This is a genomic window from Algoriphagus sp. (genome assembly GCF_039969895.1).
In the GTDB taxonomy this organism is placed as follows: Bacteria; Bacteroidota; Bacteroidia; order Cytophagales; family Cyclobacteriaceae; genus Algoriphagus.
Genome location: NZ_JBDVMZ010000012.1, coordinates 516,779 through 539,827 on the forward strand (window position 1 = coordinate 516,779; position 23,049 = coordinate 539,827).

18 protein-coding genes are annotated in these 23,049 nt (G+C 41.7%); 12 read left to right on the forward strand and 6 right to left on the reverse strand.

Annotation, left to right across the window (positions count from 1 at the left end; all coding sequences use genetic code 11):
* Nucleotides 1-170 precede the first annotated feature (170 nt).
* Nucleotides 171-1,103: a class I SAM-dependent methyltransferase gene (locus tag ABJH64_RS08440; RefSeq protein ID WP_348274956.1), complete on the forward strand. Its 933-nt coding sequence runs from the start codon at nt 171-173 to the stop codon at nt 1,101-1,103.
* Here ABJH64_RS08440 and ABJH64_RS08445 read toward each other — a convergent pair.
* Nucleotides 1,100-2,014: a universal stress protein gene (locus ABJH64_RS08445; protein ID WP_348274957.1), complete on the reverse strand. Its 915-nt coding sequence runs from the start codon at nt 2,012-2,014 to the stop codon at nt 1,100-1,102. The two genes, ABJH64_RS08440 and ABJH64_RS08445, sit on opposite strands and share 4 nt — an antisense overlap.
* 113 nt (nt 2,015-2,127) lie before the next feature.
* On the opposite strand from ABJH64_RS08445, the gene ABJH64_RS08450 reads away from it, so the two are divergent.
* The 3 genes from ABJH64_RS08450 (at nt 2,128) to ABJH64_RS08460 (ending at nt 7,777) form a co-directional block, all read left to right on the forward strand.
* Nucleotides 2,128-2,664, forward strand: coding sequence for a 2'-5' RNA ligase family protein (locus ABJH64_RS08450; protein WP_348274958.1), 537 nt, complete (start codon nt 2,128-2,130; stop codon nt 2,662-2,664).
* A 501-nt stretch (nt 2,665-3,165) separates the two neighbouring features.
* A complete protein-coding gene (locus ABJH64_RS08455) occupies nt 3,166-6,243 on the forward strand; it encodes a TonB-dependent receptor (protein WP_348274959.1) in 3,078 nt (1,025 codons plus the stop codon).
* Nucleotides 6,244-6,265: 22 nt separating this feature from the next.
* The gene (locus tag ABJH64_RS08460; protein WP_348274960.1) at nt 6,266-7,777 is read left to right on the forward strand and encodes a RagB/SusD family nutrient uptake outer membrane protein; all 1,512 of its coding nucleotides are present in this window, start codon (nt 6,266-6,268) and stop codon (nt 7,775-7,777) included.
* 203 nt (nt 7,778-7,980) lie between these two features.
* On the opposite strand, the gene ABJH64_RS08465 is transcribed toward ABJH64_RS08460, so the two are convergent.
* A complete protein-coding gene (locus tag ABJH64_RS08465) occupies nt 7,981-8,475 on the reverse strand; it encodes a DUF6702 family protein (RefSeq protein ID WP_348274961.1) in 495 nt (164 codons plus the stop codon).
* An 83-nt stretch (nt 8,476-8,558) separates the two neighbouring features.
* On the opposite strand from ABJH64_RS08465, the gene ABJH64_RS08470 reads away from it, so the two are divergent.
* The 3 genes from ABJH64_RS08470 (at nt 8,559) to ABJH64_RS08480 (ending at nt 12,567) form a co-directional block, all read left to right on the forward strand.
* Complete coding sequence (locus ABJH64_RS08470; RefSeq protein ID WP_348274962.1) at nt 8,559-9,140, forward strand: HupE/UreJ family protein; 582 nt, start codon at nt 8,559-8,561, stop codon at nt 9,138-9,140.
* A 70-nt stretch (nt 9,141-9,210) separates the two neighbouring features.
* On the forward strand, nt 9,211-11,541 hold the full coding sequence (locus tag ABJH64_RS08475) for a M1 family metallopeptidase (RefSeq protein ID WP_348274996.1): 2,331 nt from the start codon (nt 9,211-9,213) through the stop codon (nt 11,539-11,541).
* Between the two features lie 246 nt (nt 11,542-11,787).
* Nucleotides 11,788-12,567: an NIPSNAP family protein gene (locus ABJH64_RS08480; protein ID WP_348274963.1), complete on the forward strand. Its 780-nt coding sequence runs from the start codon at nt 11,788-11,790 to the stop codon at nt 12,565-12,567.
* A 222-nt stretch (nt 12,568-12,789) separates the two neighbouring features.
* On the opposite strand, the gene ABJH64_RS08485 is transcribed toward ABJH64_RS08480, so the two are convergent.
* Nucleotides 12,790-13,914, reverse strand: coding sequence for an amidohydrolase (locus ABJH64_RS08485; protein ID WP_348274964.1), 1,125 nt, complete (start codon nt 13,912-13,914; stop codon nt 12,790-12,792).
* Nucleotides 13,915-14,208: 294 nt separating this feature from the next.
* Here ABJH64_RS08485 and ABJH64_RS08490 point away from each other — a divergent pair, with 294 nt between their 5' ends.
* The 5 genes from ABJH64_RS08490 (at nt 14,209) to ABJH64_RS08510 (ending at nt 20,780) form a co-directional block, all read left to right on the forward strand.
* Complete coding sequence (locus tag ABJH64_RS08490) at nt 14,209-14,385, forward strand: hypothetical protein (RefSeq protein ID WP_348274965.1); 177 nt, start codon at nt 14,209-14,211, stop codon at nt 14,383-14,385.
* Between the two features lie 4 nt (nt 14,386-14,389).
* A complete protein-coding gene (locus ABJH64_RS08495) occupies nt 14,390-14,998 on the forward strand; it encodes a pseudouridine synthase (RefSeq protein ID WP_348274997.1) in 609 nt (202 codons plus the stop codon).
* A 401-nt stretch (nt 14,999-15,399) separates the two neighbouring features.
* Complete coding sequence (locus ABJH64_RS08500) at nt 15,400-16,371, forward strand: MoxR family ATPase (protein WP_348274966.1); 972 nt, start codon at nt 15,400-15,402, stop codon at nt 16,369-16,371.
* Between the two features lie 188 nt (nt 16,372-16,559).
* Nucleotides 16,560-17,798, forward strand: a complete 1,239-nt coding sequence (locus ABJH64_RS08505; RefSeq protein WP_348274967.1) for a hypothetical protein — start codon at nt 16,560-16,562, stop codon at nt 17,796-17,798.
* A 105-nt stretch (nt 17,799-17,903) separates the two neighbouring features.
* Nucleotides 17,904-20,780, forward strand: coding sequence for a TonB-dependent receptor (locus ABJH64_RS08510; protein WP_348274998.1), 2,877 nt, complete (start codon nt 17,904-17,906; stop codon nt 20,778-20,780).
* Nucleotides 20,781-20,825: 45 nt separating this feature from the next.
* Here the strand turns inward: ABJH64_RS08510 and ABJH64_RS08515 are convergent, their stop codons facing one another.
* The 3 genes from ABJH64_RS08515 to ABJH64_RS08525 form a co-directional block, all read right to left on the reverse strand.
* Complete coding sequence (locus tag ABJH64_RS08515) at nt 20,826-21,314, reverse strand: cupin domain-containing protein (RefSeq protein ID WP_348274968.1); 489 nt, start codon at nt 21,312-21,314, stop codon at nt 20,826-20,828.
* A 1-nt stretch (nt 21,315) separates the two neighbouring features.
* Nucleotides 21,316-22,416, reverse strand: a complete 1,101-nt coding sequence (gene wecB, locus ABJH64_RS08520) for a UDP-N-acetylglucosamine 2-epimerase (non-hydrolyzing) (RefSeq protein ID WP_348274969.1) — start codon at nt 22,414-22,416, stop codon at nt 21,316-21,318.
* Nucleotides 22,417-22,576: 160 nt separating this feature from the next.
* Nucleotides 22,577-22,954, reverse strand: coding sequence for a nuclear transport factor 2 family protein (locus tag ABJH64_RS08525; RefSeq protein ID WP_348274970.1), 378 nt, complete (start codon nt 22,952-22,954; stop codon nt 22,577-22,579).
* Nucleotides 22,955-23,049: the final 95 nt, after the last annotated feature.

A 23,049-nucleotide genomic window follows, 5' to 3' on the forward strand; every position in this document is an offset into this window, starting at 1 on the left:
GGGGATTCTTTCCTTAGTTTTGATGCTGAAATGAACCTCATTTCATAATTAGATGCAATTTCACCATTTTGAAGAGCACTGTAGCTTACTTTGGGAATTGCTTTATACTGCTTGGGATGGAAATTATTTAGAATTCAACTCTATCCTTAGGCTAATTTTTACTTCTGAATATGTCAACTAGGTTGTACAAGGCCTGTAAATTTTGTGGAGGATCCAGTCTTACTACTTTTCAAGCTAGTGAGCGGATGTTTGGTATGGGCGGTTCATTTACCTATACGGAATGTATGGACTGCAAATCCATTCAACTGGATGAGGTTCCAGATGATCTAGCGCGGTATTATCACAACTCCGACTATTATTCTTTCCTCCCGTTAGTTCCCTCTGGCTTGGCTAGACGTGTGTTTAAGAAGATTCGAATGAACTTGTTTCTAGCATCTGGTGCCAAAGTAGTAGAGCCAAGCTTTGGGTATTGGTTTAAGAAATTGGGGCCTGGTTTTCATTGGAAAATAGCCGATGTCGGCTGTGGAAACGGTCAGCTTCTGTATGAATTGTACGCGTCAGGCTTTACAGATTTGCATGGGTTTGATCCATTTATGGAGAAGGATCTTGCTGTAAATGAGCAGTTGCATCTGTGGAAAAAGCGCTTGGAAGATAGTGAGGATCAATTTGATCTCATCATGATGCATCATGCTTTTGAGCATATGGAAAGCCCTATGGAGATTCTTCAGGCTTGCTATGACAAGTTGAATGCAAAAGGGAAAGTAATCATTCGGACCCCTGTGACAGATGCGCAGGTTTGGCGAGATAAGCGCGAGTATTGGGTGCAGTTAGACGCTCCTAGGCATTTGAATATTCCTTCAGTTATGGGATTTGATACCTTGGCTAGAACTATAGGTTTTGACTTACAGGAGGTGATCTTTGATTCTTCAGCGTTTCAATTTTGGGGAACTGCGCTTTATGAAGAGGGCTTCCACTTAGATTTGAAAATGCGGGATAAGCTTTTTTCGAAACGAGAATTAGAGGCATGGGAAAAAAAAGCCCTCCACTATAATGAGGAGGGCAAAGGTGATCAGGTTTGCTTTTTTCTTACCAAATCTGATTAGACTTTGAATAATGCTTCGAAGAATCCCATGGTTTCGCCTTTTTTCTTGAAGATGAGCATAGGCAGAATATTATTGACTAAAACTAATTTTTCGGCTACACTTCCAAGAAGGATTGCCGCGGATTTTGTTTTGCCTCTGGATCCAAGCAGAATCATATCTGCTTCGATTTTTTGAGCCTCTTCTAGGAGAGCCTTGCCTTGGCCTTCACCATCATTCAGGACAAAACGACACGTTAAACCTTCGTGATTGAATTTGTGGATAAATCGGTTAAAGTCCTCCCGTGCATTTTCTTTCATGATTTCTGAGAATTCTTCGAAGGATTTGCCTGTTTTGGAATAGCCATGAGGAACTTCATAGAGGTGAACAGGAAGTAGCTCTGCACCCAATTCTTCGGAGATTCTCTCTCCAAAATCATAGATCAAATCCGTGTGATCGGAGAAATCAGAGGGGATCATGATTTTCTTAGGTAGTCCTGGAGGTCTTCTCTCCTGAAGCAACAGGACGGAGCAAGGCGCTTTTTTGGCAATGCCTTTCGCTAGGGAACCGTTGCCTTCTAGGGTTTCTTTTCGGCCCATGATGATGAGATCCACATCTTTTATTTTGGCCCATCGTAGAAATGTGTCCAACGGATGTGCTCCTTCTTCAGCAAAAACTTCAATATCCATACTCTCTGGAAAATCAAACTCTTTAAGTTTTGAAGTGATCAAGGCCTCGATTGACTCATCTCCTGGTGCCATTAATTCAGGATGATTTTTAAGAATTTCATCGGGCACCGCTAGATTTTTGGCCACATGTACGAAGTAGCACTTGTCTATTCCGAGGAACCTTAGGTACACAATTGTTTTTTTGATCAGGATATCATCCATTTCAGTCAGATCAAGGCCAATCATCGCCTTATAAAAATATTTCATAGCTAGTAGGTGTTATTTCCCCTTAATTTAAAGCTTTGATCCAGTTTATCGAATAGATTTTATGTTTTTACCCAATGATTTCCTTTTCGAGGTATTTTTGCCTGATGAAAGTGATGCAAAAGTATTTTCTGGCGATTGTCCCTGAAGGTGAGTTCCAGGATCGAGTGAAGCAGCTGAAATTAGAAATCAAAGATCGCTTCCAAGCTAAGTTTGCGCTCAAATCACCTGCACATATTACCTTGAAAATGCCCTTTGTCTATAATGAGGCGAAGGAAGATGAGTTGATCAGAAAGCTAGGCGAATTTATAGCAGGCTACAATTCGTTTAATGTGACCGTAGCTGGACTAGGGAACTTTGGAACGCGGGTGATCTACCTAGATGTAGAAGGGGAGGATGCTTTATATGTTTTGCAACGTGAATTAATTAGCTATTTCAAGAGAACATTAAAGCTTACTGACGAGTTAAGTGATCGAAATTTCCAGCCTCATATGACGGTTGCATTCAAAGATATTAAGAGAAGTCAATTTCAAAATATCTTAGCTGTCGTGGGTAAGCAGGAATTCCAGGAAGTAATTAGTGTTTCAAAAATTGTCGTTTTGAAAAAGGTATTAGGTCAATGGGAAGCCATTAATTTTTTGGAGCTAAGGTAAAAAGCGGGGATGATTGGAGAATTTATTGAGGAATATCAAAAAATAGCTTTTTTTTGAGGAACAGGTAAAAAAAATTTTATTTCAAAATAATCTATTCTACCAAATTAAAATTGATTCATTTTTTTATGGGGAAAATTAATACTCAAAATAAAAACTAAGTTTCCTGAATTGATTAACCATTTTTAAGAATAAAATATTGAGAATTCTTTTAATAGGTCGAAGAGCTCAATTTTTATAATTAATAGTTTGGGTGGTTTTAGATGAGATTGCATTTGAAAATATCTCATTTTCGAAATAAATATTTTTATAATGATACTTTTTCAAAATAATAAGCTGTTTTATGATTGTCATTCGAGATTTATAAATTGAATTTTTACAAATTTTAAGATTCTCGAAATATTATACTTCACTAGGTCATTAGGACTAGTAGTAACAGCTTTTTCAAATCAAACTTTCGGTCAATATTCGCGTCAATTATTTCTTAACATAAATGTTCAACCTATGAAGAAAGTTTTATTAACCTTTGCTTTTGCTATGCTGTCCCTCGTGACGGTGTTGGCGCAGAGCAAGACGATCACTGGTAGGGTCACTTCGGCTGAAGAGCCAGAAGGAATACCAGGTGCTAGTGTAGTAGTGAAAGGTACTGCACAAGGTGTGATCACTGATTTGGATGGAAGCTATTCTATTCAAGTTCCAGGTGACGCTACTACGCTGATTTTCAGTTTTGTTGGTTATTTGACCAAAGAAATGCCTATCGGTTCTGCTTCCATTATCAATGTGACAATGGATGTGGATGTGAAAACCCTCAACGAAGTTGTAGTGGTGGGTTACGGTACTCAAGAAAGAAGAGAAATCACAGGTTCAGTAGCATCTATTGATGCGACTGCGATAGAGAATCTTATTTCTCCTTCCTTTGAATCACAGTTGGCAGGTAGAGCGCCCGGAGTTCAAGTGACTACTCCAAGTGGTATCTTGGGTTCTGCACCTATTATCCGTATCAGAGGTGTAAACTCTCTTACTTCTAGTGCAAGTCCGCTATTTGTAATAGATGGTGTACCGATGGTAAATTCAGACAGATCAGCTGTCAACAACGCCAACCCAATGGCAAACATTAACCCTGCTGATATTGCTTCTTTTGAAGTATTGAAAGATGGATCTGCTTCTGCAATCTACGGTTCAAGAGCTGCAAACGGGGTGATTTTGATCACTACCAAAAGAGGCGCTACTGGAAAAGCTAAAGTAAACTACAGCATGACCATGGGTGTGAATGAGGCAGTAGAAACATTTGACCTACTCACTGGTGACGAATGGGTTACCATTGCAAACGAAAAGAGATCTAACGCTAATCAATCTCAACTAGCTGCTCCAGGTGTAAACACAGACTGGCAAGATCTAGTATTTAGAAGTGGATTTACGCAGCAGCACAACCTATCAATCGGTGGTGGCTCTGAATCTACCAAGTATTTCTTCTCTTTAGGCTTCACAGACCAGGAATCTCCAGTGAGACCAAATGAATTGAGCAGATATTCATTTAGAGCTAATTTGGATCACAGTATTTCCAAATCAGTGAGAGTAGGTACTTCATTATCTTATTCTTACACAGAGATTTTCGGTCTAAATAATGGTGCCAACTCACTATCTGGAGCTATTTACAATGCTACTCGTGCACTTCCTAACGTGCCTATCTATGATGAAGCAAATACTGCTTTTGATGGTTTCAATGTGACAGCCAATGGAGCTACTACTGGTTTTGGAGCTAATGCAGCTGGACCAGATAACAACATTCCAAACATCGGATTTGTGCTTCAGAACAACATCTACAGAAGCCGAACTAACCGTATAATCGGTAATGCCTATGGCGAAATAGATATCGTGACTGGTCTGACAGCTAGGTCTCAAATAGGTATCGATCTTACCTTGGCTGACGATTTCCAGTCATTGGATGCTAGACATGGTGATGGTAGAAGTTCTAATGGTAGCGTCTATATGGCTACAAACCCTGCTTATCAGTGGAACTGGCAGAACACCTTGAATTATCAGACAGTTTTTGCTGATGATCACAATTTGAACGTGACTGCAGGTCTTGAATATCAGTTTGCTAAGTTTTACGGCTTCTTTGGACAAGGAACAGATGTGTCTGATGATTATTTCAGAAGAAACAACTTGATTTCAGGATCTTATAATAATCAGTTTTCAGGTGGTAGCTATACAGAGAGAGGTTATGATTCTTACTTCGGTAGATTCAACTACTCTTTCAAAGGTAAATATCTAGCTTCTTTCACTGTAAGAAATGACGGAATCTCTGACTTGGCAGTAGAAAATCAAAGAGGAACATTCTTTGGTGGATCAGTAGGATGGAGAATTTCTGATGAAGCCTTCTTCAATTCAGACTTAATTTCTGATTTTAAATTCAGAGCATCTTATGCAGAGGTTGGTAACACAGGTATCGACTCATTTGCTGCCTATGGTGGATATAGCCCAGTTCTAGGTGGTGCAGGTGCAGGTATTGGATACAATAGAATTGCTAATGCCGACCTTCAGTGGGAAACTTCCGAGAAGTTGAACTTCGGTCTTGATATGACCATTGGAAAAGTGACTTTCTCAGCAGATTATTTCATCAATAATATTGACGGAATGATCCTAGCTGCTCCTACTGCTCCTTCATTAGGTGTACCAGGTAACAGCATCAACCAAAACGTAGGTCAGATGCAGAACAAAGGTGTTGAACTTAGAGTGTTTTCAAATGTGATCAACAGAGGTAAATTCTCTTGGGATACAGACTTCAACATTTCTTTCATCCAAAATGAGGTTACTAACTTGATCAGTCCATTGACTGGTACATATAACAGAACTGAAGTTGGAAATCCTATTGCTCAACTATACGGTGCAGTTTGGGCAGGTGTAAACCCTGCAAATGGTAACCCAATGTATGTCTCTGGTGACAATATTGTTCAGTACAACTTAGTACAGGGTAAACTTGGATTTAAGACCTATGACCCAGCCAATCCAGCTGACGTATCTACTGCCGCTCCAGGTCCTACTCAGGAATACCTAGGAAATACGCTTCCAAAATGGCAAGGAGGATGGTCAAACAACTTTAAGTTTGGCAACTTCGATGCGGAGATCTTCACTAGATTCTCAGGTGGAAACTACATTATGAATGAGTCCCTGAGAGGTCTAATGGGACAAGGATTCTCTAACAACCACGCAAGCATCCTAAACAGATGGACTGAAAGTGGTCAAGTAACAGACGTACCTAAGTTGTATTCTGGTCAAGATCAAAATATGTGGCAGAACTCAGTATCTAACTCTAGATTCGTAGAGAAAGGTGACTTTGTAAGAATCCAGAATATCGTTCTTGGATACACTGTTCCTTCTGCTGCTTTGCAATCTGCCTTTAATGGAGCAATTTCTAATGTGAGAATTTTTGGTCAGGTTCAGAATCCGTTCACTTTCACAAGCTACTCTGGCTTGGATCCTGAAGCAAACTCTTACTCTGGTCAGCTTAGCTTCGGTGTCGATTGGAACGTAGCTCCTGTGATACGTACATATACTCTCGGCGTAAACGTAGGTTTCTAATCACTCAAACCGAAAAAATATTATGAAAAAATTCGCAATAAAAAATATAAAAATGGCACTGGTTGGTGTTGCCTTTCTAGGCTTTACCAGTGCATGTGAAGTGACTGAATTGGTTCCGGCTAACTTGATACCTGATTCAGAAGCTTTTTCCACAGGTGCTCGAATTGAGTCTGCTGTTCTCGGGGTATATGAATCTGCCCAAAGAGGCTTCTATAATGGTTCCGTGCAACGTGGTTATCCTTTCGGAGCAGCCAATGTGCAACAAGGTGATATGAGAGGTGAGGATATGTATAATGATCAAGCTTTCTACGAAATCACGTATAACAATTCGTACAGCCCAGTTTCTGCTAATAACGTAGGTATGTGGATCTCTCTTTATAGAATGATCAACAGACTAAATATCATCTTAGAAAACCTAGATGATGCTGTTGCAAACGGGGTTCTCACTACTGAGGCAGGAAATGCATATAAAGGAGAAATGTTATTCTTGAGAGCTTTGGCTCACCATGAATTATTAATTCACTTTGCAAGACCTTATTCTGATGATCCTTCCTCAGCAGGTATCCCTTACAGAACTTTTGGTATAGATGACGTAACCAAAGTTCCTGATGGAGAAGCAGTACCAAGAGGAACTGTAGGAGAGGATTATACTCAATTGCTATTAGACCTAGATGCTGCGGAAGGATTCTTACCAGAAGGTGGACCATTTAGAGCTAATAAAGGTGCTGCAATTGCTTTGAAATCCAGAATCAAACTTCACATGAAAGATTGGCCTGGAGTTTTAGCTGAATACACTAAGCTGACATCAAAGTATGCTGTTACGGCTAATCCAGCTACTCCTTTCAGAGGTGGAACTAGCTCTGACAACATCTTCTCTTTCGTAAATTCAGCAGAAGCCAATCCAGGTGTGAATGGTGCATTGCCATCTATGTATGGCAATCCAAACTTAGGCGCAAGAGGCTTGGTGAAAATCAGCCCAATTATCTGGAGAGCTACTTTCTGGAAAGCAGAGGACACTAGAAGATCTCTATTAACTACTCAAAGCCCTACAGGTATCTTCACTGGCAAATACCAAGATGCCGTTACTTACACTGATCCAAACGTCATCTTGAGATTTTCAGAGGTGGTTCTCAATGCTGCTGAAGCAAATGCAAGAACTGGTAAGATGATGGAAGCGGTTACTTTGCTTAATTCAGTAAGAAGTCGTGCATTACCTGCTTCTGTACCAGCTTATACGGTTGATGGCTTAGGTAACGGATTACTTCAAGCGATCTTTGATGAGCGAAGAATAGAGTTTTTAGCAGAAGGTAGAAGATGGCCAGATATTCACAGACTTTCTGGTGAAGGGTTGATGAACGGTATTCCTTTGAAAGCTACTTCAAGATCTATTACCAATCTTACATTCTATCAAACCGCTACTATCCCGACTGACCATTCATTAGAGTATGACAGCCATCTATTTGTTTGGCCAATTCCTTTGGATGAAATTCAAACAAACAATTCTGCACCAATCCCTCAGAATCCTGGGTATTAATTCGGATTGCTTTTACTATAAAAGTCCGGCCTTTGGGTCGGACTTTTTTTGTTTCCTGCTAGTAGATGGGCCAAATAAGTGTTTTCTAATGAATTTGGCTAGACGTATCTGTTCGTCTGAGCTGGATCATGCATGTTAAGACAGAAGAATTGTCTTAAAAATGCGTAAGATTTAAGACGCGGTAAACTAATTGTTTTGAGCACTCACTTGTTTTTCAATGTACCTCTATCCTCACCTTTCCCTAGAATAATGCTTTTGGGAGAATTGGAAATAAAATACACCTGAACCACATTCTTTTGATCTGGAAACGATTCTATCAGTAAGCTGTTTTTGACGTTGATAGTATTCGGTTCGGGAAGTTTTCCGGATTCTAGGTAGAACCACGCTGCATCGTCTTCTATCTCATAGCCAAGGAACTTAAGAGGAATTGATTTCTCATTTATCCAGATTTCATTTTGCGCCCGTAAGTAGGACTCGATTTGTTTGTCAAGCTTTTCCTTGTTTGCAGGATTGAGGAAATCAATGGAGACATCATGATAGGCACTTAGAGCTATTTCCAAATCATCCCAAAAAATCTTCTGTGAAATCTCAAGTTGCTCGGTATTCTTATTCCATTTGATCTCAGTCAAACTAAGGTGAAAAGGATGGATGAATACCAGCCATCCAAGGCTGATCAAGTAGGTGTAAAACTGTGGCATTTGGTCTGACGTCGGCTGTCTTTTCTGCTAATTATCCTGTATTATTGCGCAATTTACTTCTTTAGAGGTATTTCACCCCTCCTATGAATTCATTTGAATTGTATTTCCGTTTAGGCCTGCAGCATATCCTTGATATACACGGGTATGATCACATTCTGTTTATTTTGGCCCTTTGCGCAGTTTTTATTCCACGAGATTGGCGCAAGGTGGTGATATTAGTCACAGCTTTTACGATTGGACACTCGCTAACTTTAGCTTTGGCTACTTTCAAACTAGTCAATGTGAATGCTGAGTTGATCGAATTCCTGATACCTGTCACTATCGCGATTACGGCATTTATTACGATTCTCCGACCGAAGCCTTCCTCTGGAAAGGGAACGAGCATCAATTATATTTTTGCTTTGTTCTTTGGACTGATTCATGGTCTTGGATTTTCAAACTATCTCCGAAGCTTATTAGGCAAAGAAGCTAGTATTTGGGAGCCTTTATTAGCATTCAATCTGGGACTGGAGCTAGGACAACTCGTTATAGTAGGAATATATCTGCTCGTAACGTCTATCTTAGTAGGTATTGTGGGAGTGAGTCGCAAAGAATGGACATTGGTGGTCGCATCAATGGTGTTTGGTGTGGCGCTGATGCTGATGTTAGAGACGAAATTTTGGTAGATAATATGTTTGGGGTCGGCTGACCGATGGAAAGTTGTACTTCTTTAAGTTGATTGAAAATAAATAAATGATGAGAAAAATAGTAGCACTCACAGCACTGGCAATTTCAGGGATTTTCCCTGCTTTTGCGCAGCAATCTGAGCAGAATCATGCCGAGCGCTTTGAGCAGCTTGGCCCTATGCTTCGCTCACCAAATGTTTATCGTACAGCCTCCGGAGCACCAGGTCATATGTATTGGCAGCAGCAGGCGAACTACGTGATCAACGTGGAGCTGGATGACGTCAATCAATCTATCAAAGGATCTGAGAAAGTTACCTATATCAATAACTCCCCAGATCAATTGACCTACCTCTGGGTGCAATTGGAGGAAAACCAACGTGGGCCAGATTCTGCCACTCCTAAAGCTGCCGAGAGCTCCATCAGCAATCGAATGACCCTGCGTACCATCGAGGGACTCGTGTGGGCAAACGATGATTTTGGCTACAAAGTCTTAGAGGTGAAAGATGCAAAAGGCAATCCGCTACCAGTGACAGTGAATCAGACAATGATGCGAATAGATCTTCCTGCGCCATTGAAAGCAGGTGAAAGTTTCACCTTCGGAGTTGATTGGACTTTTAATATTACCAATAGAGTAGGCTATATCTCTGGACGTCCAGGATATGAGTTTTTCGAAGAAGATGGCAATTACCTTTACACGATGGCGGAGTGGTTCCCAAGAATGGCCGTTTACTCTGACTTCGAAGGCTGGCAAAACAAGCAATTCTTGGGTTCTGGTGAATTTGCGTTGGTTTTTGGAAATTATGAAGTAAACATCACTGTGCCTGCTGACCACATGGTGGGCGCAACAGGTGAATTGCAAAATGCTAGTCAGGTGCTCTCTTCTACAGAGCTTAGCAGATGGAATACTGCTAAAAAAACCTACGATAACCCAGTGGTAATCCGTACTCAGGAAGAAGCTACTGAATTGGAGAAAAGTAAATCTGAAGCCAAGAAAACCTGGAAATTCAAAGCAGAGAATGTACGTGATTTTGCGTGGACATCTTCCCGCAAATTCATTTGGGACGCTATGGCGGTGAAGCAAGGTGGTAAAGATGTGATGGCGATGTCCTACTATGCTAAGGAAGCTAACCCACTATATGGCCAATACTCCACCAGAGTGGTCGCTCATACCATCAAATCTTACTCTGCGCATACGTTCGATTATCCCTACCCAACGGCTATCTCTGTGGAGGCGGCTAATGGCATGGAGTATCCTATGATCTGCTTTAATTATGGACGACCTGATCCTGACGGAACCTATTCTGAAGCGGTGAAAAACGGAATGATAGGAGTGATTATCCACGAAGTAGGACACAACTTCTTCCCGATGATCGTCAATTCCGACGAGCGTCAGTGGACTTGGATGGATGAAGGCTTGAACACTTTCATGCAGTTTATGGCTGAGCAAGAGTGGGATAGAAACTTTCCGTCTCGTCGCGGCCCAGCTCACATGATTGTTCCTTACATGAGAAGTGAGGTCAATACTTTGGAACCTATCATGACTAATTCTGAAAACATCATTCAGTTTGGTCCAAATGCCTATGCAAAGCCTGCCACGGCACTGAATATTCTTCGTGAAACAGTAATGGGTAGAGAGCTGTTTGATTATGCTTTCAAGGAATATGCAAGAAGATGGAAGTTCAAGCATCCTACGCCAGAGGATTTGTTCCGGACAATGGAAGATGCTTCTGCAGTCGATTTGGATTGGTTCTGGAGAGGTTGGTTCTATGGCTCTGAGCCGGTTGATATCGCTATAGAAAATGTAGCTCTTTACAAGATGGAAAACCGTACCCCTGCCGAGAGAAAAGCTGCCTTGAAAGCCGAAGCAGATCGAGAGCAAAGTTATGTTTCCAAAGAATTCAATAAGACTGATGTCAAAGAAACGGTGATTGAAGCCAACCCTGCTACTCGAGATTTCTACACTACCTATAATCCTTTTGAGGTCACGCCAGCGGACGAGGAGAGTTATAAAAAATTCATGGCTAGTCTTACTCCAAAGGAAAAAGAGCTGATGGAGAAAGATTTGAATTTCTATGAGATCACCTTCAAAAACGTCGGGGGATTGGTGATGCCGATCATTTTAGAATTTCACTATGCTGATGGTACTTCTGAGATCGACCGTATTCCTGTAGAGATCTGGAGAAAGAATGAAACTCAGGTTACGAAGGTTTTTGTGAAAGAAAAGGAAGTCACTCAAATCATTCTTGACCCAAAAAGAGAAACTGCCGATATCGATGAGTCAAGCAATTACTGGCCAAGACAATATCAGCCAACTCGCTTTGAACTGTTTAAAGGTTCGGGAGCTGCACGCGGTGCATCTACAGGAAGCAATCCGATGAAAAGAGCGAATAGCAATCCATAAATGATAAAGCCGGCGATAGTCGGCTTTTTTTACAAAAGCACATTTAATCCTAAAGCACACCGAGACTTTCTTGGAGGACGCAGCGTTGTCCTACTTCTCTTGAAGCTGGACGCGGTAGATGGGTGTCCCTAAGGCCAACTAGAATGATCTAATCTAGAATTGGTTTTTAGGATTCTCACAGAAACGCTACTTTAGAAAATTGGATGGATTTAATCTCATCAAGTTAAACCTAAAACCTAACTCAAAATGAATCTAAAAAAACTGGTGTTACGAGGATTTATCGCCTTTTGCTTTATCCTAAGTACTAATCTTTTTGCCCAAAAAAGAGATTTTTACGAACTCAGAACCTACCACATCGATACTCCAGAACAAGAGGCCATGCTGGACGATTATTTAGCCAACGCTTTTATTCCCGCCGCCCACAAGCATGGGATTTCCAAAGTGGGTGTGTTCAAACCTATAGCCTCTCAGCAAAATGCTGGCAAGGCAGTTTATCTTTTTGTGCCATTCAAGTCACTGGACGACTATGTAGCTTTGGAAGGAAAGCTGGCAAAAGATCAAACCTATCAGACTGCTGGGGCTGCCTACATCAATGCCTCACATACTAATCCTCCTTACAAGAGAATTGAAAGCTCAATACTTCAAGCGATGAGTGGACAACCGAAGTTCGCAGAGTCCAGCTTGACCAATGACAAAAAAGAAAGAGTCTATGAGATGAGAAGCTACGAAGCTGCTACTGAGCGTCTATATCAGGCAAAAGTGAAAATGTTCAACTCAGGAGAAATGGACATTTTCGAAAAATTAAACTGCAGTCCAATTTTCTATGGAGAAACAATAGCTGGAGCAAATATGCCAAACTTAGTCTATATGACAACCCATGAAAATATGGAGATTAGGGATCAGCATTGGGCTCAATTTAGGACTGATCCAGACTGGATTGGGATGAAAGATCTGCCTGAATATGCCAATACGGTTTCTCGTAATGACACGAAGTTACTCTATCCGGCAGCGTATTCAGACCTGTAATGACCTCCTGTGAAGCGTCAGGCGCGAGTTGGGTTTCTAACCACTATGGGCACGACTTTTTCACAGAGGGCGCAGGGTGTTAAGTATCCAAAAATTGTTGATTTAGCCCTAATTTTAAGCGAGCCTTGCACTAAACTAGTTAATGTAGTGAGCACAAGTGCTTCAATCTGATCACTGTTTTTCCAGACCTTGCAGGTTTTCAAAGCCTGGAAGGTCTTTTTTTTACCCATTGACTTCCCTAGCAATTCCTTCAAAAATTCTAACTCCAGTTTCAATTAGTTCATCTGGAAAATCATAGGTAGGCTCATGGAGTTGCGGGCAATTTTCTCCGGAGCCCAATCCAAACAAATACGATGGACAACTTTGACTGAAAAGCCCAAAATCCTCCGACCAGCGGAAGGGATCTGGTTTTTCTAGTATAGTAAAATCTAACTGCCTCATCGCATTTTCTGCAATCTCAGCGGCTTGAGGGTTATTTTTAGAGACTGAGAAAGATTCTACCAACCTGAATTCTACTCCGAGCTTTTCTAACTTCGCGATTCCCTGAGCCTCGGCTTTTACCCTAGCGATCAAGCTATCCAAGTCACCTTGATCGAACGCTCGGATTGTGACGCTCAAACTTGCTTTTCCTGCGCTGGTGCCAAAAGCCAAACTTCCTATCTCAGCATGGATAATCGTCACCAAAGCAAAGTTTTGGAGAGTCGCAGGTAAGGTCGGAAGCGTTTGAATCAAAAGTGAGATGGCTCGTGCAGGATTGATTCCTGCGTCGGGATGCGCCGCGTGGGAGGTTTTACCAGTTAATAAAATAGTCAATCCCGTACTTCCTGCGGCGAAAGTACCTTTACGGGTGACAAGGTGATGGAGAGGAAATCCCGGGAGATTGTGAAGTGCAAAGGCATAATCTGGCTTTATTTCTTGGAACTTCGGATCGTCTAAAATCCTTCTCGCACCTTCCCCTGTTTCCTCGGCAGGCTGGAAGAGCAAAACAACTTCGCCAGAATCAGGTTTCTGCGCAGCGAGCCTTTCTCCGAGTCCACAGAGGATTGTCATATGTCCATCATGACCACAAAGATGTGCTTTGCCTGAAGTTTGGCTTTTATAGCTTGAATTGCCCGTCTCATGAATTGGCAAGGCATCGAGTTCAGCTCTGAATAAACTTCTTGGTCCTGGATTTTTACCTTTGAAAATAAATGCAAGACCGTATCCTCCTATACTTTGGATGGTTTGATCTGGTTTTATATTTTCAAAAAAGGATAAAATCGTGTCGGCTGTACCAGATTCTTCTCCAGCGATCTCAGGATTTTGATGTAAGGTATGACGAAGGTTTACGAGTTTTAGGCTGGACATTCTTTGTGACTAATTTCAAAAGGTAAATTTCTAGGACTCAGTTGAAATCATTTTTACTAAAAAAATGAAGCTGCGATCAGGAACTATTCAGGATCACTGGCTATTTTTAGAAAATTATGATTATCCGAATTTCTACCAGTAAGGTGGAATAAGCAAGGTAGCAAATGTTAAACTAAATAATTGAGGCCGCTTCGGTCATCGGTCTTCCAACCAGCTAAGCAAGGAATAAAAGGTGACTGGCAGTACTGCGGATAATCATATAGAAAATCATTTCAACCTTCAAATCTAACGTTTATGAGCGAAGCACAAATTCAAAACTACAACGAGCAAATCCAAGCTTTGGAATCACAAATCACCGGCGACATGTTTGCTGACATGGAGGTTCGCGACAAAATCCATAACCTAAAAATGGAGCGTGACGGCGTGAAACCTACGGACTCCAGTATAGATTGCGTGGGTTGCGGTAGTTAAATCACTGACTTTGGCTAGATACTTTATACTATATAAGCCTTTCGGGGTTTTATGTCAATTTTCTGGAGAGGGGCAGACATTGGCCTCTCTTTTTGATTTTCCGAAGGAGGTATATCCAGTGGGTAGGCTCGACAAGGACTCTGAGGGTTTACTGATTATTACGGACGATAAATCCCTGAATCATCATTTGCTCAACCCTCGCTTCGGACACCAACGGACGTATTATGCGCAAGTGGAGGGAGCTCCTGACCCAGAATCCCTGAAAGCATTGATGCAGGGTGTCACTATCAATGTGGATGGTAGAGACTATAAAACCAAGCCAGCCATTGCAAAGCTAGTGGACCCCATTCCGTCACTTCCAGACCGCGATCCACCGATTCGCTACCGAGCTTCCATTCCTGATACTTGGATTTCTTTGACATTGATTGAAGGTAAAAACCGTCAGGTGCGCAAAATGACTGCTGCAATAGGGCATCCTACGCTGAGGCTTGTTCGATGGTCGATGGAGAAATTAACGATTGATAAGTTCAAAGTTGGTGAAGTACAGGAAATCGACGAGGAGACGATTTATCATAAGTTGGGTTTGACTGGATTTAAGAAAACTAATAGATGATTTTCTCGTGGCGACGCGACGGGGCGGCGATTTATAACCTTTGAGGTATTTTTTCGACCTCGAAGGTTTAATTGGTTTCTGCGGAAAAGCAAGAGTAAGGAGAGTACCGAAGAGCTAATTCAAATGAATACAGCCTTATTTCTTTGGTTCAATTTGCGAATGTTGCGCGGGAGAACTCACAGACGAAACCTTCGAGGTTTAGTAAACCTCAAAGGTTATCTACCGCTGCGTCCGCCGCGCCGTTGCGAGAAATTTTTGAGGCCTCCCTAAAATCCATCTTAAAAAATCATAAAATCCCTTTAATCGTAAGGCTTTACCGCTTCTAAGATTTAAGATTGTCCTTTGAGACAAAAACCTCTATTTTAGTCTCCGATTAAAAAGCACTCAAAGATTCAGATTCCATGCATCAGGAAAAAATAGCAGACGTAATACAGGAAGTAAAGAAAGTAGTGGTAGGCCAAGACAGAATGGTCAACAGACTTTTGATTGGACTTTTTACTAACGGACACATTCTTTTGGAAGGTGTACCGGGCTTGGCCAAGACCTTGACGGTAAACACACTTGCCAAAGTGCTTCATCTGGATTTCAACAGAATTCAGTTTACTCCGGATTTGCTTCCAGCGGATTTGATCGGTACGATGATCTACAATCCTCAGGCTGCAAGCTTCGAAGTGAAAAAAGGCCCAATCTTTTCCAATGTGATTTTGGCTGATGAGGTGAACCGTTCTCCAGCCAAAGTTCAATCTGCGCTTTTGGAAGCCATGCAGGAAAAGCAGGTGACTATAGGAGAGACTACCTACAAGCTCGATAGACCTTTCTTGGTATTGGCTACTCAAAATCCAGTGGATCAGGAAGGAACTTATCCGCTGCCAGAGGCTCAGGTGGATAGATTTATGATGAAAGTACACATCGACTATCCAAGCAAGGCAGATGAAATGGAAGTGATGCGCAGAATGGCAAACATGTCCTTCAGTTCTGAAGTGAATGCAATTCTTAGCAAAGAGGAGATTTTTGAAATTCGTAATCAGATTAATGCGGTGAAAATGGCGGAGCCATTGGAACATTACATCATAGAATTAGTATTTGCAACTAGGTTCCCTGCCCAGTACGGTCTGAAAGACGAAGCCAAATACATTCAATTTGGTGTTTCGCCACGAGCGAGTATCAACTTGAACTTGGCAGCCAAGGCGGTGGCATTCATGGATGGGCGTGATTATGTGTTGCCAGAAGACATCAAAGAAATAGCAGAAGACGTCCTAAATCACAGAATTATCCTCAACTATGAGGCAGAGGCAGACGGAATTAATACCCGAGACCTGGTAAAAATATTCTTGGAGAAAGTTCCGATTAACAAATCGGTAACATTGAAATAACTGCTTATATAGCTTAAAAAAAGGCTTTTCGAAAGAGAAGCCTTTTTTTATGCCCCTTTGTTAATCCAATATTACTTCGTGTGATTTTTAGTAAAAAAAGGGTAATTCAAAAAATTCTTTTGAGAAAGCCAATTGATCCAGCTTTGTACCATCAAATGAGGCAAACCATAATCAATTATACTATCTCAATGAAAAAGTTCAATTCCCTATTAATCTTGTTTTCAGCTATGGTGATCGGATTCACCAGCTGTATTGATGGTAATGACAAACCTATTGATCCAACAGATCCTGACAATGGAGATGTACAACTAATCAACTCCAATATCACGACTAATACGACGTGGGAAACTGGTAAAACCTATGTGCTAGGTGGTAGAATAGCTGTCACTTCAGGAAATACACTTACTATCCAGCCAGGTACTATAATTAAAGGCGAAGTAGGATCTGGCTCCAATGCTACCGCACTAATCATCGCCAGAGGAGCAAAACTAAACGCTCAAGGCACGGCGACATCTCCTATCATCTTTACTACTGTGGCGGATGAGATCATGCCGGGACAGATTTCTTCTCCAAACCTTGAGCCTAATCTTGGCGGTCTTTGGGGTGGGTTGATCATCTTAGGTAAAGCTAAAGCTTCGCTTGCAGGGGACGTGACAGAAATTCAAATAGAAGGAATTCCACCATCTGATACAAATGGACTATATGGAGGAAATGACGATGCTGATAACTCAGGCATCATCAAATATATCTCTATCAGACATGGGGGTGCCAACATCGGCGAAGGGAATGAAATCAACGGCCTCACCCTTGGTGGTGTAGGTTCTGGTACTGTAATCGAAAACGTAGAAGTGATAGCCAACCAAGACGATGGCATCGAGTGGTTTGGCGGTTCGGTAAGTGTAAAAAATGCGATTGTTTGGAATTCTGGAGATGATGGTATAGATACTGATCAGGCTTGGTCTGGTACACTTGACAATTTCATCGTAGTAGCAGGTGGAGAAACTGATCACTGCTTAGAAATCGATGGCCCTGAAGGTTCTTTTCTAGCAGGACATACAGTGAAAAATGGCACCGTCAAAGGAAATAATGTAGCTGAGTTGGGTGATTTCAGAGATGGAGCTAGAGGTACTTTTGAAAATATTTACTTCTTCAACTTTGCTGATCCTGCTACCACAGAAGGTAGAGGAGACCTTTCTCTAAGTGGTGACAAAACTTTGGCAACTTTTGCTGGGGGTTCATTGAAATTCATGAATCTTCAGGCTACTCTAGCGAGTGGTGTTGCCCTTACTTCAGTTTTCAAAAATGGAACAGCAGCTTCCGCTTCATCTGTAGCTTTAGGAGCAAACACAGTAGGAGCAAACAAAGCTGCCTTCGCTAGCACGTGGTCTTGGACTGCTGCATCAGGAGCAATTTCTGATCTTAAATAATCAATAACCTAAGGAAGGGAGAAATAACTTGCAAGGTCAGTTTCTCCCTTCTTATTAAGTTTTCCAACAATTTGCTGTATGAAAAATCAATCTACCAATCCACTAATGAAGGGATTACTGGTTTTACTTCTGCTTATACTTTCTCAAGTATTTGCAGGTTTTGTTTTTGCCCAAAGCGGTACCATTCGTGGTACGATCTTCGAAGAAGGTTCTGGAGAGCCGTTATTCGGAGTGTCAGTTCTAGTGAAAGAAACATCTACTGGAGCAGTAACAGACTTCGATGGTAAATTCGAAATCAAAGTATCTCCAGGAACTTACACTTTACAAATTTCTTACATTTCCTATTCTTCAATTAACCTCACGGAAGTAGAGGTCACAGCTGGAGAGGTCACTGTCATCGGGGATTTATTGATGGCTGAGGAAGCCTCAGACTTAGAAGCGGTGACCGTCACTGCTTCTGCGATTAGAACCACAGAATCTGCACTACTTTCTGTGAAAAGAAATGCTGCCAACCTGATCGATGGAATTTCAGCTAGCACATTCCGTCAGATAGGAGATGGTGATGCAGCTTCTGCTGTCAAACGAGTGACGGGTGTATCCATCGAAGGTGGAAAATACATCTACGTAAGAGGACTTGGCGACCGTTATACCAAAACTGTTTTGAATGGTGTGGATATTCCAGGTCTGGATCCGGATAGAAATACCATACAGATGGATATTTTTCCTACTAATGTGATTGATAACATTATCGTGTCAAAATCATTCACTGCTGATCTTCCTGCTGATTTCACAGGAGGAGTGGTGGACATTGAGACCAAAGATTTTCCTGAGGAAAAATCAATGAGATTGAGCTTAAGCGGTGGTATCAATCCATCCATGCACTTCAACTCAAATTACCTGAAATACGATGGCGGCAACACAGACTTCCTGGGATTTGATGACGGCACCAGAGCTATTCCTACAGATGGAAGAACAGATATTCCTCAGTTCGGTGATGCTGTTGGCAATCCGAACAGTCCAGCGGGACTAGAGTATCAGGAGATTCTTGGGAATTTTAATAAGACTTTGGGAGGCTTCAGAGCCAACAGTCTTATGGATGTAGGACTTAGCTTTTCCCTTGGAAATCAGATAGCTAGATCAAAAGCTACTTGGGGTTATAACTTCGCTGTGACCTACAAGAATGAGACTGAGTTCTATCAGGATGCACAATACAATCTCTACGCCAAGCCAAGAGAAGCTGATCAGACAGAACTGGAGCCTTTGGAAAGACAGCGTGGTGACTTCGGTGTGAACAACGTTTTGCTGGGAGGTCTTGCTGGTATTGCTTTGAAAACAGATCGTGCTAAATACAAGTTGAACCTGATGCATTTGCAGAATGGCGAATCAAAAGCAGGTCAGTTTAGCTTTCTCAATACTAATTTAGGTGCAAACTTTGAAGCACAGCAGTACAATCTGGAGTATAGCCAAAGAGGTTTGACGAGTATTTTACTTGCAGGTACGCATTATATCAATGGGAATGATTGGGAAATCAACTGGAAACTTGCTCCAACACGATCAACTATCTCAGATCCGGATATTCGATTCACTAGATTCAGAGAGCCTACGAATACGATCTCAACTGAAGTTGGACTTCCAGCTAGAATTTGGAGAGATTTGGAAGAATACAGCATCGTAGCAAAAGGAGATATCTCCAAAAATCTCAACCTTTTCTCAAGAGATAGCAAAGTGAAATTTGGAGGAAACTACGTTTTCAAACAGCGTGATTTCAATATCCAAAGCTTCCAGTTCGCGACGGGTAGTACAGAATTCACTGGTGATCCTAACGAAATACTACTAGAAGAGAATCTTTTCGCAGCAGACAATAGAAACGGTGTGAGATACAATGCCGATTTTATTCCAATCAATGCTAATGCGTACAACTCAATCGCTACAAATTTTGCCGGATATGCCTCATTAGAAGCCAATCCTGCCGAAAATCTAAAAGCAATTGTAGGTCTGAGAGTAGAAAAATTCAACCAATACTACACAGGAACTAACCAAACTGGTACGATAGATTTTGATCTAGTGGAGGTTTTGGATGACTTGGATTTCTTCCCAACGGTGAATTTGATTTTCAACCTAAAAGAGAATCAAAACCTACGTGCATCAGCTTCCAGAACAATTGCTAGGCCTTCTTTCAAAGAGCTCTCCTATGCAGAGATTTTGGATCCGATCACGGGTAGGACTTTTATCGGAGGACTTTATCCAGAGACTACCAATGGCGGGACTGAAGTTCTTTGGGATGGGAACCTGGTTTCTACCCGTGTAAATAACTTCGACTTAAGATGGGAAGCTTTTCAAGAAAGAGGTCAAATGTTTTCTGTGAGTGCGTTCTACAAGACCTTCGAAAAACCTATTGAAATGGTTCAGTTCCTTTCAGACCCTGGTACTTTCCAGCCTAGAAATGTGGGTAATGGAACAGTTGCAGGTTTGGAATTTGAATTCAGAAAGTCGCTGAAGTTCATTGCTCCTAGCTTAGAGAACTTCAATTGGAATACAAACGTGACTATCACCAAATCGCAAATCGAAATGTCGGAATCTGAGTTTAGATCAAGACAGCTATCGGCAAGAGAGGGACAAGTCATTGACGATACCCGCGACATGGCAGGTCAAGCGCCATACCTGATCAATACAGGATTGAGCTATAATTCTTTCTCTACGGGCTGGGAAGCTGGAGTTTTCTACAATGTGCAGGGATCTTCACTGCAATATGTAGGCTTTGGCAACAGGACAGATACGTATTCTGTACCATTCAACAGCCTAAATCTGAACATCAACAAAACCTTTGGAGCAGATGAGCGCTTGCAGGCTGGCTTTGGTGTAGAAAATATCCTGAATTCAAAGAGAGAGTTTGTCTTTGAATCTTACCAAGCTCAAGATCAGATCTTTAGTAGCTTATCTCCTGGCACAAAGATGACCTTCAGAGTAGCATTTTCATTCTAAGTTAACTTGTCATGCAATAAAAAAAGCTCCAAAAAGGAGCTTTTTTTATGTCAATTTCTGGATGATTTCAGAATGATCTGGGTACTGTTCTAGGAGTTGACCTTCTCCAAATAGCTCGAAATCCATAAAATCAAATCCTGGAGACACCACGCATGATACTAGTGCGTAGCTATTCGGCTCATCTATTGAACTTCCGAAAATTGTATGTGCCTTTACCAACTGCTGAGGCGATGAATCAACTAGATCAGATGGATGACCAAGTGAAAGCTGCTGATGTCCATTTTTACTCAAGGTATGAACGGTTAACTTACTGCCTTCATGGAAAAACCAAAGTTCATCACTTTTGATTCGATGGAATTTGGAGACGTTCTCCGAAGTGAGCAGGAAGTAAATCGCCGTAGTTAGATTTCTATGCCCTGTATTTGTCTCGGTGCTGATTTCAGATCGGTATGTCTCTGAGTAGAAGCCGCCTTCGGGGTGAGGCAGAAGGTGGAGTTTTTCTATCAAATAGGAAACCCTTTCTTGTACATGCATCTTAGTTTTCCGGATAGGAATCAATCAATATATCCACAATTCGCTCTGCAGTTTTGCCATCCCAAAGTGGTATTCCTTGATATTGCTTCCATTCTCCGTGCATGATTTTTTCCAAGTAGGGCTTAAGCTTAGCCGGGTCTGTTCCCACTAGCTCATTCGTGCCTAGGTGGATGGTTTCTGCCCGTTCGGTATTGTCACGAAGAGTGATGCATGGCACGTTCATGACTGATGCCTCCTCCGTGATTCCACCAGAATCTGTGATGACTCCCTTGGCATTTTTCACCAGATAGTTGAACTCCAAATAGCCCAATGGCTCACATAGGTGGAGGTTGGGAGCTTGGATACCTAAAGCTTGAAGGTTTTTGGCTGTGCGAGGATGCACTGGAAAAATGATAGGTAGGCCTTCTGTGCCCTCGAGGATTGCTTCAAGCATCGCTTTCAGCTTATGTTCTTGATCTACATTGGCAGGACGATGCATCGTCATGATGAAATACTGTCTAGGCTCGAGCTTTTGGAAGATTTCACCTTCTGGCTTTTGAAACCGTGGCATCTGTGCCATAAGCGTATCAATCATCGTATTGCCGACGAAGTGTATTTTTTCTTCGGCAAAACCACTTTTCCGCAGATTTTCATTGGCTATTTCGGAGGTGGTGAAAAAATGATCCGTAATGCTATCAGTCACCATTCTATTGATTTCTTCGGGCATGCTTAAGTCACCCGATCGTATTCCCCCTTCTACGTGGGCAACGTCGATTTGTAGTTTTTTGGCAGCAATCGAGCAAGAAAGCGTACTGGTGACATCTCCCACAACTAGCACAATGTCCGGACGATTTTCCAGTAGTTCCTTCTCAAAAGCGACCATAATAGCAGCGGTTTGTTCTGCCTGAGTTCCACCTCCCCCGCCTAGATTGGCGTCTGGCTCAGGGATATTGAGTTGCTCGAAAAAATCTCCCGACATCTTTTTATCGTAATGCTGTCCGGTGTGTACTAGGCGAAATTTGACTGGAATTCCCTCCTGTTGCTTTTTAATTAGTTGATGAAGGATTGGGGCAATCTTCATGAAATTAGGTCGTGCCCCCGCGACTATGGTAAAAATGGCCATTGCTTTATTTTAAGTTTACTATTGAACAGCTTCTAGCAGACAGCAAAATTCTAGCTGGGTTCCCTGCGATTAGCTGAGCTTCAAAGCTAACACTTTCCTAATTTACTTTGCCCAAAACGCGAGTTTGCGTATGGCTAATAATGGAGATTGAAGGTCTTTCTCAGCTCTCGTCGGTCAGCATTATTATTTTGTCATTGCTAAATTCAAAAATGGACCTTCCTCTTAATTTTATCTCATCTCCCTTTTTCAAACCATTGGGTAAGTCAATCGCCAAAACTGCCCAGTAATCAATCTCAATTTCTATTTTATCTGCTACGTGCTTGAAGGACAGAAGCGTTTGCTTTCTCTTTGAGAAGTAAAATTTTGTTTCTTCAGCTTGAGCAGCAAATGCTTGAATTCCCTTCAGGGTGAGCGTAGTTACTCCATCTTGAATGTTTTCAAAAAGTATGTCATCAGAGAAATTCCTGGTCATTTTTTGGATGTCAAAGCTGTTGTAGCCTTCGATGTAATTTTTGATTATCTCTTCTCTATTCTTCATTTTGGCATATATGAGTCGATTTTTTGTAGGCTGTTTTTCAAGTGGGCAAATACTACTTACCTGAAACTGACTCAAAAATAGCGTTCTTTTGGTAA